12 protein-coding genes are annotated in these 11,346 nt (G+C 63.5%); 6 read left to right on the plus strand and 6 right to left on the minus strand.

Features of this window, described 5'->3' with window-relative positions; translation table 11 throughout:
• Nucleotides 1-74 precede the first annotated feature (74 nt).
• Nucleotides 75-1,730, plus strand: a complete 1,656-nt coding sequence (locus tag HCU64_RS13845) for an acyl-CoA synthetase (protein WP_233384570.1) — start codon at nt 75-77, stop codon at nt 1,728-1,730.
• A 67-nt stretch (nt 1,731-1,797) separates the two neighbouring features.
• Here the strand turns inward: HCU64_RS13845 and HCU64_RS13850 are convergent, their stop codons facing one another.
• Nucleotides 1,798-2,064 carry a hypothetical protein gene (locus HCU64_RS13850; protein WP_233384571.1) on the minus strand — a complete coding sequence of 89 codons (267 nt, stop codon included), beginning with the start codon at nt 2,062-2,064 and terminating at the stop codon, nt 1,798-1,800.
• Nucleotides 2,065-2,310: 246 nt separating this feature from the next.
• On the opposite strand from HCU64_RS13850, the gene HCU64_RS13855 reads away from it, so the two are divergent.
• The 3 genes from HCU64_RS13855 to HCU64_RS13865 all read left to right on the plus strand — a co-directional run bounded on the left by HCU64_RS13855 (nt 2,311) and on the right by HCU64_RS13865 (nt 4,955).
• Nucleotides 2,311-2,586 carry a hypothetical protein gene (locus HCU64_RS13855; protein WP_233384572.1) on the plus strand — a complete coding sequence of 92 codons (276 nt, stop codon included), beginning with the start codon at nt 2,311-2,313 and terminating at the stop codon, nt 2,584-2,586.
• Between the two features lie 107 nt (nt 2,587-2,693).
• Nucleotides 2,694-4,145: a carbohydrate porin gene (locus HCU64_RS13860; RefSeq protein WP_442785961.1), complete on the plus strand. Its 1,452-nt coding sequence runs from the start codon at nt 2,694-2,696 to the stop codon at nt 4,143-4,145.
• A 201-nt stretch (nt 4,146-4,346) separates the two neighbouring features.
• A complete protein-coding gene (locus HCU64_RS13865) occupies nt 4,347-4,955 on the plus strand; it encodes a hypothetical protein (protein ID WP_233384573.1) in 609 nt (202 codons plus the stop codon).
• A gap of 120 nt (nt 4,956-5,075) precedes the next feature.
• Here the strand turns inward: HCU64_RS13865 and HCU64_RS13870 are convergent, their stop codons facing one another.
• The gene (locus HCU64_RS13870; RefSeq protein WP_233384574.1) at nt 5,076-5,525 is read right to left on the minus strand and encodes a response regulator; all 450 of its coding nucleotides are present in this window, start codon (nt 5,523-5,525) and stop codon (nt 5,076-5,078) included.
• Complete coding sequence (locus HCU64_RS13875) at nt 5,522-6,649, minus strand: histidine kinase dimerization/phosphoacceptor domain -containing protein (RefSeq protein ID WP_233384575.1); 1,128 nt, start codon at nt 6,647-6,649, stop codon at nt 5,522-5,524. Before HCU64_RS13875 ends, HCU64_RS13870 begins: the two co-directional genes overlap by 4 nt.
• 381 nt (nt 6,650-7,030) lie before the next feature.
• Between HCU64_RS13875 and HCU64_RS13880 the strand changes: the two genes are divergently transcribed.
• On the plus strand, nt 7,031-7,294 hold the full coding sequence (locus tag HCU64_RS13880; RefSeq protein ID WP_233384576.1) for a hypothetical protein: 264 nt from the start codon (nt 7,031-7,033) through the stop codon (nt 7,292-7,294).
• Nucleotides 7,295-7,331: 37 nt separating this feature from the next.
• Here HCU64_RS13880 and HCU64_RS13885 read toward each other — a convergent pair whose 3' ends face one another.
• On the minus strand, nt 7,332-8,000 hold the full coding sequence (locus HCU64_RS13885; protein WP_233384765.1) for a winged helix-turn-helix domain-containing protein: 669 nt from the start codon (nt 7,998-8,000) through the stop codon (nt 7,332-7,334).
• A gap of 218 nt (nt 8,001-8,218) precedes the next feature.
• Nucleotides 8,219-9,313 carry a replication protein RepA gene (locus HCU64_RS13890; protein ID WP_233384577.1) on the minus strand — a complete coding sequence of 365 codons (1,095 nt, stop codon included), beginning with the start codon at nt 9,311-9,313 and terminating at the stop codon, nt 8,219-8,221.
• A 678-nt stretch (nt 9,314-9,991) separates the two neighbouring features.
• On the opposite strand from HCU64_RS13890, the gene mazG reads away from it, so the two are divergent.
• The gene (gene mazG / locus HCU64_RS13895) at nt 9,992-10,825 is read left to right on the plus strand and encodes a nucleoside triphosphate pyrophosphohydrolase (RefSeq protein ID WP_442785966.1); all 834 of its coding nucleotides are present in this window, start codon (nt 9,992-9,994) and stop codon (nt 10,823-10,825) included.
• A gap of 88 nt (nt 10,826-10,913) precedes the next feature.
• Here the strand turns inward: mazG and HCU64_RS13900 are convergent, their stop codons facing one another.
• Nucleotides 10,914-11,339: a DoxX family protein gene (locus tag HCU64_RS13900; protein ID WP_233384579.1), complete on the minus strand. Its 426-nt coding sequence runs from the start codon at nt 11,337-11,339 to the stop codon at nt 10,914-10,916.
• Nucleotides 11,340-11,346: the final 7 nt, after the last annotated feature.

The raw sequence follows: 11,346 nt of genomic DNA on the forward strand, positions 1-11,346 counted from the left end.
CGTGTTCGGCCGACCTCGTCATCCTGTTGATCGCCAAGGGCTTCCGGCTACTCTCCGATCAGGAGAAAACGCACATGTCCAAGAAGCCGAAAACGGCAAAACCCAAGAAGACGATCTACGACCGGCATCTCGACCGGAACCCGGCCAACTACCAGCCTCTGACGCCGCTCGCCTATCTCGACCGCGCCGCCCGCACCTTTCCGGAGCAGACGGCCGTGATCCATGGCGACCTGCGCCGATCCTACGCGGATCTCTACATGCGCGCCCGGCGCCTCGCCTCGGCCTTAGCGAGGCGTGGGATCAAGCGCGGCGAAACCGTGGCCGTGCTTCTCGCCAACACGCCCGAGATGATCGAGTGCCACTACGGCGTGCCGATGACCGGCGCCGTCCTGAACACGCTGAACACCCGCCTCGATGCAGCGGCCATCGGCTTCTGCCTCGATCACGGCGAGGCCCAGGTCCTGATCGTCGACCGCGAATTCTCGAAGACCGCTCGGGCCGCCCTGAAGAAGGCCAAGGCCGCACCTTTCGTGATCGACGTCGACGATCCGGTCTTCACCGGCGAGGGCGAGCGGCTGGGCGAGATCGACTATGAGGCCTTCCTCGCGGGCGGCGACCCGGATCACGATTGGGCGATGCCCGGCGACGAGTGGGACGCGATCTCGCTGAACTACACCTCGGGCACCACGGGCGACCCGAAGGGCGTGGTCTATCACCACCGCGGCGCGGCGCTGCTGTCGCTCGGCAACGTCATCACCGCCGCCATCCCTCAGCACGCCGTCTATCTCTGGACGCTGCCGATGTTCCACTGCAATGGCTGGTGCTTCCCCTGGACGCTCTCGATCGTCGCCGGCACGCATGTCTGCCTGCGGCAGGTCCGCGCGCCGGCCATGTATACGGCCCTCGTCGACCATGGGGTGACCCACCTGTCCGGTGCGCCGATCGTGATGTCGACGCTGCTCAACGCGCCGGACGATCAGAAGAAGCCCCTGCCCCACCGGGTCCATTTCCTCACCGCTGCTGCGCCGCCGCCCGAGGCCGTGCTCGCGGCGATGAGCGAGGCCGGGTTCGAGGTGACCCATCTCTACGGGCTGACCGAAACCTACGGTCCAGCCGTCGTCAACGCATGGCACGAGGACTGGAACGACCTGCCGTCCGAGGAACGCGCGAAGAAGAAAGCCCGCCAGGGCGTGCGCTATCCGGTGCTCGAGGCCTTCGACGTGCGCGATCCCGAAACCATGGCCTCGCTGCCGGCCGACGGTGAGACCATCGGAGAGGTGATGTTCCAGGGTAACGTCGTGATGCGCGGCTACCTGAAGAATCCAAAATCCACCAAGGCGGCTTTCAAGGGCGGCTGGTTCCGCTCCGGCGATCTCGGGGTCAAACACCCCGACGGCTACGTGCAGCTCAAGGACCGCTCGAAGGACATCATCATTTCGGGAGGCGAGAACATCTCGTCGATCGAGGTCGAGGATGTCCTGTTCAAACACCCCGCCGTCTCGGCAGCCGCAGTGGTGGCCAAACCCGACGAGAAATGGGGCGAGACGCCGGTCGCCTTCGTCGAGCTCAAGGAAGGCGGAGAGGTCTCGGCCGACGAGCTGATCGCCTGGTGCCGCGAGCGGCTCGCCGCCTACAAGCTGCCGAAGCAGGTGATGTTTGGGGAGCTCCCGAAAACCTCGACCGGTAAGGTCCAAAAATTCGTGCTGCGGGAGCGAGCGAGAGAGCAATAGCCCACGCCAAAAGAGAAGGCGGCGAGGCTCGCGCCCCGCCGCCGTTGCCGTAGCAAATCCCGATCGATCAGTAGGCCGGGCCGCCGGATGTCGTGCCGTATTGCGGAACGGCACGTTCCGGCTGCGAGGCGTTGCCGCCCTTGGCGGAGGAATCGTAGCCGCGGTAGGAATCCGCGAACACGCCGGAAGCGGCACGCGGCTGCCAGCCGGGGCCAGCTTCGACCGCCACGACCGGGACGCCGCCTGGAGTCACGTAACCCTGCGCGAAGGCTGAAGCGGGAGCTGCCAAGCCGAGAGCCAGGGCAGCAGCGACGGATGCGAGACGAGTGTTCATGGTCTTCTTCCTTTCGTCTGTGCGCGGTCTCCGTCAGATGTCGGGGGCCGTGTCTTCTTGGTGCCACCTCAAACTGGTTTGGCCTTTAGCGAAATGTCGTGCGCTTGCGCACATCAGGCCAAGAAAAACCGCAATCTGTTCTGTCGTGCGATTCCGCACATCCGATCTCGACTGAACGGATTAGGTCACGGCAAGAGGGGACGTGCCGCCTGCATTGTCGGAGCGGCCCGCATTGGGATTCCGGCGATGCTCATTCGGTCCGTCACTTCAGTCGTTGCGCTCGGAATGCTCGGTGCCGCTTTCGCGGCCTCGCCCGTCCTCGCACAGAACGTCAATCCGGCTGCTGTCCTCGCGGCAAAGGGCTCGCCCAAAGCTGGCCAGGGCTTCACCGGTCGCACCGCGCGCATCACCTCGATCATGGGCGCGGACGTGAGCACGGGGGCGCCCCTCCACATACCGACGAAGCCGGTCTGGACCCGCCCGACCCGCCGCGAGGCTGATGCCTCGGCCGGCCTGCGGTAAAAAAGCCGCAAGCTACGGCTCTCGGCGCATGACGCGCCGGGTGTTCCTAGCGACTCTGCTGGCTTCCGCTTAAGCGTAGCCTCCGAGCTCTCAGCTTGGGGGACATCGTGCGACGCCTCCTATCCGGCGTGGTCCTGCTTGCCGCCCTTGCCTCGACGGCGCGGGGACAGGATCTCGCTCCCGTCATCGAAGGCGCCGGCGACGACCCGCGGGTCTCGGTCTCTCAGCCTGAAACAACCAGTCAGGCCTCGGGCGGCTATGTCCGCTCGATCCAGCCCTATCTCGGCCCCTTCGGCGATCCGCTCGGTATCCGTCCGGTGCTGAAGGAGAAGGGCATCGAGTACAGCCTGACCTACATCGCCGACGTGCTCGGAAACCCGGTCGGCGGCGTGCGTCAGGGAGCGATCGCCGAGGATCGCCTGAATCTCCGGCTCAACCTCGACCTGCAGAAGATCGCCGGTTGGGACGGCGCCACCATTCACGCGAACGCCTATTTCATCCACGGCACCGGATTGTCGCGCTATTACGTCGGCAACCTGATGACCACGAGCGTGATCGAGGCGCTGCCTTCGACCCGGCTCTACGTGCTCTGGTTCGACCAGAAGCTGATGGACGGCAAGCTCGGCCTGCGCATCGGCCAGCAGGCGGCCGATACCGAGTTCTTCGTCAGCCAGACGGCGACCCTCTTCGTGAACTCGACCTTCGGCTGGCCGGCGATTACCGGACTCAATCTGCCAAGCGGCGGTCCGGCCTACCCACTATCGGCCCCGGCCGTGCGCGCCAAATACGTGCCCGGCAACGGTTTCTCGCTGCAGGTCGGCATCTATGACGGCGATTCGGCCGGCGCCAATCGTCCCGGCGACGACCCCGAGGCGCAGCTTCTCGACCGCAACGGAACGAATTTCCGCATCCACGACCCGGCCCTGATCGTGGCCGAGGCGACCTATGCCTACAATACCGACAAGGACGCCAAGGGCTTGCCGGGCGACATCACGCTGGGCGGCTGGCAGCATTTCGGTCGGTTCGATTCCCTGCGCTTCGCCAGCAACGGCCTGCCCCTCGCCGATCCGAACGCGAGCGGAATCAACAAACAGCTCCGCGGCAATGCCGGCATCTACGCGATCTGGGACCAGACTCTCTATCGCGAAGCCGGCAAGGATGACGAGGGTCTCGGCTTCTTCGTTCGCGCGGCTTATTCGCCGACCCGCTCGAGCCTGATCGACGCCTATGTCGATACCGGTCTCGCCTACAAGGGCCTGATCGAAGGCCGCGACGACGACACGATCGGCGTCAGCCTGGCTCATGCCAGGATCAGCGACGATGCCCGCCGGGCCGATGCCGACATGATCGCCTATACCGGCATACCGATGCCGCGCCGGCGCGGAGAGACCGTGATCGAGGCGACCTACCAGGCCCTGGTGGTACCGGGCTTCACGGTGCAGCCAGACGTGCAGTACGTCATGCATCCCGGCGGCGGGATCACGAACCCGCGCTATCCGGAACTGGGCCGCGTCAAGAACGCCGCGGTGCTCGGGATGCGAGCGACGATCCAGTACTGACCAGGTCGCCATTGCTCGGCGGCCCCATCCAGGATCGCTCGTGCGTCGTCAGCGAGTTGGCTTGGAAGGCGTCGCTCCGCTCACGATGACGACGGGGCCACACCCTCCCCTCGAATCACGAGCGTACGAAACCCGGCCTTGCACCGCATCGCCGGCACGATCAGGATTCCCATCCTGTCCCGCGTCGACGAGTGAGGTCCCGTGCCTTTCGGCGAATCGAGTCTGACGGCCTGGATCCTTCTCTGGGTGGCGGCGCTCTCCAGCCTTGCCACCTTCCTCCTGTCTCTCCGCCGCGATGCTCAGGCGCGGCGCAGGATGCTGGCCGAGGAGGAGCAGCTCTGGTCGCTGACCTGGGCCGACTACCTCGACGACGGCCCTTTCCGCTGTCTGCGCCTGCGTCTGCACGACATCGACAAGCACAAGTGCCGGTTGAAGACCGTCACGCTGAAGAAGCCGGGCGCAGGCCGTCTTGCGCCGCAGACCTGGATCGACAAAAGCACCTCCGAGCCCTGGCACAAGCGTGCTCAGGCCGACCGAAAGGCGCTCGGCCGCCGTGTCGTCGTCGCTCGCGACCTCGACGGCTCGAATGCGCGCTTTTCCGGTCAGCCATACGAGGACGTCTATCTCTATATCCTGATGCCCAAGCGCCCGGCCCTCAGCTTCGCCACCCAGACCCCCGTGCGCGTGGTCTGCCGCATCTCGGAGATCAGCCGCCGCTCGCGCCGTCGAAAAATCACCGTGACCAGCCCACCCGCCGATTGGGCGCGTGCCGATGCGCCCAAGCCCGATGATGTGAAGCTGAAGGCATGAACCACTCGGTTGCAGCGCTCACCAGGGGCTGAGCAGGCGGTGGTTAAAGGCAACCCCGTCGGGCGCGCTGGCGAAGTCCACGAGCAAGACGGGCCAATGGCAACTGCGCCGGCCGATCCTCTACCCCTCGATCAGCGCCCAGTTCGCCCGAGCGATGGGCGCAATGCGCATGCCGTGCGGCACCGCCATGTCCGGTGGGGGTCGGCGCAGGGCCTGTTCGAGAAAAGCCAGGGTATCTTCGAGCGCGCTGCCCGAGAAGGGTTTGGCGATCACCGCGGCTGCGCCTTCGAGATCACCGGTGAGCTGGCGCGAGTTGGCTGTGATGAACACGCAGGTAATTCCGCCGATGCCAAGCGCGGCTTGCGCTACTGCGACGCCGGAGGAACCGTCGGCTAGGCGCAGATCGACGAAGACGAGATCGGGCCGCGTTTCACGAAGAAGCGCAACGCCTTCTTCGGCACGCACTGCTGTCCCGACGATGAGGTGGCCGGCATCCTCCAGCAGCATTTCGAGCTGCATCAGGATGAGGGCCTCGTCCTCGACCAGCAGCACCCGCAATGGTTCGCTCACCGAGTCTCCGATCTGACTGCCGATTCGCGTGGCAGTCTGACGTGGACGGCCGTGCCGGGATCGGCCGCGCGCCATGTGATACTGGCGTTCAACTGGCGGGCAAGGGTTTCGATCAGACGCTTGCCGAAGGAGCGTTGCCCGGAGCGTTGGTCGAGGTCCGGCATTCCGACGCCGTCATCCTTGACCTCGATCACGATGGAGGTCTCGCCGGGAATCACGGCAATCGAGAGCCTTCCGGGCCGGCCATCCGGGAAAGCATGCCGGAGGACGTTGGTGACGATCTCGTTCAGGACGAGCGCGATCGGTGGCGCCTTGGCAACCGGCACCTCGACGGCCTCGACGTCGAAATGCAGACGGATGTCGTTGCGCCCGAGCCCGCGCACCAAATCGCTCGTGAGGTCACGCACGAACTCCGTCACGTCGAAGCGCTCGACGTCGTTCGACTGGTAGAGCCGACGATGCACCGTGCCGAGTGCCTCGACGCGCTTGAGCATGTCTTCCATCGTGGCGCGCGCCGTCGGGTCGGTAATGGTGCGCGTCTGCAGCGCCAGCAGCGAGGCAACCATCTGGAGGTTGTTCTTGACCCGGTGGTCGACCTCATGGAGCAGCATGGTCTTGGCGGCGAGAGCCTCGCTCAGCTCGCGTGTGCGCTTGGCGACCTCGCGTTCGAAATGCTCCTTCTCGCTCCATGTTTTCAAATGCGCGTCGATACGATCGGTCACGTCGACCTGCGAGGCGAAGTAGTAGAGCACCTCGCCGGCTTCGTTCGAAACGGGGCTGATGTAGAGCGCGTTCCAGAACGGCGTCCCATCCTTGCGATAGTTCAGCACATCGATGGCAATGTCGCGTTTCGCCTCGGTAGCCTCGCGGATCTGGCGTACGGCGCCCTTGTCCGTCTCTGGCCCCTGCAGGAAGCGGCAGTTCTGTCCCATGATCTCGTCGCGGTCGTAACCGGTCAGCGAGAGGAAGGCGTCGTTGACGTAGACGATCGGATTGTCGGCCTGGCGCGGGTCGGTGATGATCATCGGCATGCGGGTGCCGCGCACCGCAGCGGCGAATGGATCGCCCTTGCCGGTCTCGGCTTGCAATCGATCGGTCTGCCGCCAGGCGTCGTCGCGTTCCATCCCGTCCTGTCCTCTTCGGACCTGCCGCTGCAACTGCGGCCCACCGGTCCGGTGATCCGGCCTTCGCGACCCGTAGTCAATTCAAGCGTCGCGGCTCGCGAACCTTGCCCGGCTAAGGACCGCCGTAACGTTCAAGAGCCGGGTAGTGCCGAGAGGGCCACCGGACTTCGAGATGCCGTGCTGATCCCGGCGCGGCGATAAGATCGGATTACGGGAGCCGCTGCACTTTGAAATCCGATCGGCAAACGATGCCCTGCCTGCCGCACTTCGAACAGGCATGCATGTTTTGCTGGCAGAGCCAGCCGCTCTGGTAGGGGGCTGAACGGAACTGTTTCGTATCTGCTGCTAAGGTCAAACTGGGACAGAAAGTTAGAGTCGTTGATGGTGAAAATCGGAACTCGAATCGCTCTGGCAGCGACCCTGGCCGCCCTGCTCTATCCAGCCGCCATTCAGGCCGGCGAAGCGGAACAGGCCGAATACTGCCGCGATGACGTGATCCGCCTCTGCGCCAGCTCGATCCCGGATCGTGGGCGTATCATCCGCTGCATGAAGGCGCAGCGGGTCAGCCTCAGTGCCGGCTGCAGGGCGATTTTCGACGAGCAGATGAATGCACCGGATGGCAGCCGCCCATCGAGCGCTCACTGAATGAGTGGAGAGGAGCGACTGGATCGATCCAGTTGTCTCAGCCGCCTTCGGGCTCGACGAGAGCATAGACCGCCTCGCCCATTCGCTTGAGTGGTCCACCCGTTCCAGAGCGCTTCCAGAGCCGGGTATTCAGCGCAGCGACAGGATCGTGACCCGGCAGCGAAAACCCCTGGCCGGTCAGCACCGTCAGGATCTCGCTCGCATGAAGCGGTCGACCAGCGTCTTGAAGCACGCCCAGAGCCGCCTCGATCAAAGCGCGGCCATAGCGCCGAGCGAGGACGCCTTCGGACAGCCCTTCTTCGGCGGAATCGTGTGTTGGCTGGGGCGCCGATCGCACCGGCGCGCTCGGAGCCTTCGGCGAACCGCGTTCGAAGCTCGGCGGAACCGGAGAGGCAGAGCGCAGCGAGGGCTCGGCCGTTCGACCGGCGTCCGACGTCACGGAAGCTGGCGGAAAGGCGGTGCCTTCCGAAGAGGCGCGACCTGCTCCATGGCCGGCATTGTTGTCTGGCTCTCCCGCGACGAAGGCCGTTCCCCGACCTGGTGCAGACGCGGTGTCTGTATCGCCACGGGCGACGGTGGCCTCGGTCGTCAGCCGACGTCCGAGTTCGAGATAGAGCGTCAAATCGGCGATCGCACGATCGAGTGTCTCGCGCTGTCGGCGCAAAGATGCGAGCTGCGCTTCAGCTTCGTCTTCAGACAGCACCATCGTGACATGAACCATAGGTTGTTCCGACCAGCCCGGACCGGTCGATTCCGGAACAACCTAATGGAATATTCCAAACATGTCTATCGACCCTTCTATTCCTACCTGTGGGGCAATTAGAATAAGCCCCAAGGACATGAGCCTGCATGGAATATTCTGTAATGAAATTACTTTTAATTGCAATCGCTTAGATGGCAGACGCTCTTGGCATCCTGAGAATATCAAGCAGCCTTCTGCTTCTTCCTGGATATTCCGATGACTTTCGGAGGAACAATCAGAACGTTGGGGTCAGCCGGATTGAGCTGCATTCCGCGTTCGTCGAGGCTGACCGGAAGGCGCGGAAATATCTCAAGCACGCCCGCGAGATCGGCTTTGAAGGCCTGCCGGAAGCTGCGCTGGCTCGCATTGTCCGCACCGAACTGCCGGTGGAGATTATCCCAGGTAAGCCTCAGCGGCCGTTGTAGGGCGCGCAGTCGGTATCCGACCCAGAACAGCAGATCGAGTTTGCGCGCCGAGCCAGACAGTGCCCGTGCCGCACGAATATCAACCGGCAAGGCGTGCTTGATCAGGCTCTCGTAGAAATCCTGGTGGAATTGCACTTCGCGCTGCCAGACGACCTCCCCCGCACCTTGAGGCCGCCACAGGTCGAGCTTTCGGAAAGGCGGAACGGTGAGCGTCGAGGCGGTCTCACGACCGTCCCACAGGCCAATCTGCATCGAGCAGGCCGCGAGACGATTCAGCTGCTCCTTGAAAGCGCCGATGGTCCCACGTTCACCGCCCGTTACCGCAAAGCCCATTTCGCGCATGAAGCCGGAGAGACTGTCGGCCACAGCGATGACCGGGCTGCGCTGACGCACGGCTTCGGTGCAAAGATGCAGGAGCACCAGGCGCGCCTTGGGCCCGAAGGGCAGTCCTTGCGCCTCCATCTCTCCCGTCACCGGGTTTTTTAGACGGCCCGCGCTCAAGCTCAGGGAGTTGCGTCCATATTCGCGCACCACCTCTCGCACTGGACCCGGGTCCCGATAAGGAAGGCCGCAGAGTGCCAGTACCGAGTGGATGTGCTGCAGGTTTTCCGGCACCGCCGGCTCGTTCTCGATGACCTCACGAACGGCATCGCGACGGCGTTGATCACGACCCATGACGTCGCGCCGGATTTTTTGTGTCGTCTCGAGCGCCGCTCTGTCGTCCCGCTCGCGTTGGCGGAACAGGATGTGCTCGACGATCTGAGCGAACAGAAATCCACCGCGTGCGGCTTCGAGCTCGGCACGCAGATCCGGGTCTCGAATCTGATCGATCTTCTGCTCGAGCCCCGACATTCCCGTTCCGCGATCTTGGTCCCGACCACCTGGCCCCATCATCAGACGAAGGCCGGATCTGGATGGCATCGGATGTCGCACGATTCGTAACCGCAGAGTCCCGTGTCGGATGCGCGTTATCCCGGCTTTCCCCGCTTCTCGATGCCGGCAATCCCCAGACCGTTGCATCGAGACATCGCTCGCAGAGTCCAATGCAGCAAACACCCGGCCATTGCGTCTACGCAGAGTTCGATACGGGGCCAATCGCGCAACTCATCCCCGGAATGCACAGGCAAAGCCGATTTTGCGCGCCGAATTCGATGCGGGATCACGCAGAGTTTTATGCAAGGACCGCTGAACGAAGCGCAGAATCCCATACGCCGGAACGCTGAATCCGATACGAAGTTACGCAGAACCCAATACGAACATCCAGATTAAAGCTTTGAATTATATGAGGTTTCAGCGATCCCATATAACATGCTGAAATGACTCTCTTAAAGAGAGTGATCTGATATATTTCCTATGATGGGGAAGCACTGTCCGCCGCAGCGAACTGGCGTATTCCGTTTTGAATTTATGGAATATACGGAATTGTCCACAAACTGACGGGCAGTTATCCAACGGACGCAGCAAAAGCCGTTTGATGCGTTTCGAGCCGCTTGGATGGACGTTTGGAACGAAACCGGTACGACGGTGCGCATGAAGAACCGTTCGATCGATACCCTCCTTTGCCTCATGGCGACGCTGCGGGATCCGGTTCGGGGCTGTTCCTGGGATGTCATACAGACCCCGGCCAGCATCGTGCCCTTCACCATCGAGGAGGCATATGAAGTCGCGGATGCGATCGACCGGGGGGATCACGACGATCTGCGTGACGAACTCGGGGATCTTCTGCTGCAGGTGGTCTTCCAGTCCCGGATGGCGGAGGAAGCCGGGACGTTCACGTTTGCGGATGTCGTCGAAAGCATCGTCGGCAAGCTCGTGCGCCGTCACCCTCACGTCTTCGACGTGAACGGGTCACCTTTGCCGATGGATCAGCGTGTCGAAGACCCACGCGCGGTGGAAGCTGCCTGGCAGCGCATCAAGGCTCAGGAGCGAGCCGAAAAGGAGAGGCGGACAGGCGGGCGAAACCCCGCTGCCTCTCCGCTCGGCGACGTGCCGCTGGTCCTGCCGGCTCTCAAGCGTGCGGAGAAAATCTCACGCAAGGCTGCCGGTTACGGATTTGATTGGCCGAACACGCATGACGTGATCGCCAAGGTTCGCGAAGAGGCCGACGAGGTCGAAGACAGTTTGCGGCAGGGCGACTCGAAGGCAATTGCCGAAGAGATCGGAGACCTACTGTTCTCGGTGGCAAATCTCGCACGGCATGCTGGCGTGGATGCGGAGGAAGCGCTGAGACAGGGGACTCGGAAGTTCGAGCGCCGGTTCGCGGCGATGGCCCAGCGTCTCGCCGGGCAGGGCCATGCTCTGTCGTCGAGTGACCTACCCGCGATGGAAGCAGCTTGGCAGGCCGTCAAGCGGGACGAAGCCTGACAGAAGCGCAGTTTCATTCGCCTCGGCATCTTTCCCGTTCGGGATGACGTGGCGTGCGATGTGATCCTCTGATCCTTGCATCAGGGGATCAGCCGATCCCGGTCCGGCCTCGACCGAACGGCCAATCGATCGCATGGACGGCGTAGAGCGCCCACCAGACCATGACCGGCTGAAGCGCAAGACGCGGGGCATGGTACCACCAGCTGTCCGGGATCGGCGGAACCGAGATGTGATCGAAAGCGTGTTTCAGGTTCGCGGGAAACACGCAGACCGCGTAGAGGGCGAAGAGGAACCCGGCGAGCCGTCGCAGGCGGTTGGTCATCAGTGCGACGGCTCCCGCCAGCTCGCAGAGACCGGTCGCCACCACCACGAGACGAGGTTGCGGCACCCAGTCCGGCATGATCGGCAGGAAGGCATCCGTCGACACGAGATGGACCAGGCCGATGGCACCGTAGACCACGATCATCGCCCAGCGCATCCAGCGGCGTGTCGTGGGCGCGCCCTCCTGGTTCATCCTGTCA

Origin of the sequence: Methylobacterium sp. C25 (assembly GCF_021352225.1) — a bacterium.
GTDB lineage: Bacteria > Pseudomonadota > Alphaproteobacteria > Rhizobiales > Beijerinckiaceae > Methylobacterium.

Bases quoted from the DNA above. Each gene is read 5' to 3' on its own strand.
- HCU64_RS13880 (WP_233384576.1), top strand. From the start codon at position 7,031: ATGGTGAAAATCGGAACTCGAATCGCTCTGGCAGCGACCCTGGCCGCC.
- HCU64_RS13900 (WP_233384579.1), bottom strand. From the start codon at position 11,339: ATGAACCAGGAGGGCGCGCCCACGACACGCCGCTGGATGCGCTGGGCG.
- mazG (WP_442785966.1), top strand. From the start codon at position 9,992: ATGAAGAACCGTTCGATCGATACCCTCCTTTGCCTCATGGCGACGCTG.
- HCU64_RS13850 (WP_233384571.1), bottom strand. From the start codon at position 2,064: ATGAACACTCGTCTCGCATCCGTCGCTGCTGCCCTGGCTCTCGGCTTG.
- HCU64_RS13885 (WP_233384765.1), bottom strand. From the start codon at position 8,000: ATGGTGCTGTCTGAAGACGAAGCTGAAGCGCAGCTCGCATCTTTGCGC.
- HCU64_RS13855 (WP_233384572.1), top strand. From the start codon at position 2,311: ATGCTCATTCGGTCCGTCACTTCAGTCGTTGCGCTCGGAATGCTCGGT.
- HCU64_RS13890 (WP_233384577.1), bottom strand. From the start codon at position 9,313: ATGTCGGGGCTCGAGCAGAAGATCGATCAGATTCGAGACCCGGATCTG.
- HCU64_RS13875 (WP_233384575.1), bottom strand. From the start codon at position 6,649: ATGGAACGCGACGACGCCTGGCGGCAGACCGATCGATTGCAAGCCGAG.
- HCU64_RS13845 (WP_233384570.1), top strand. From the start codon at position 75: ATGTCCAAGAAGCCGAAAACGGCAAAACCCAAGAAGACGATCTACGAC.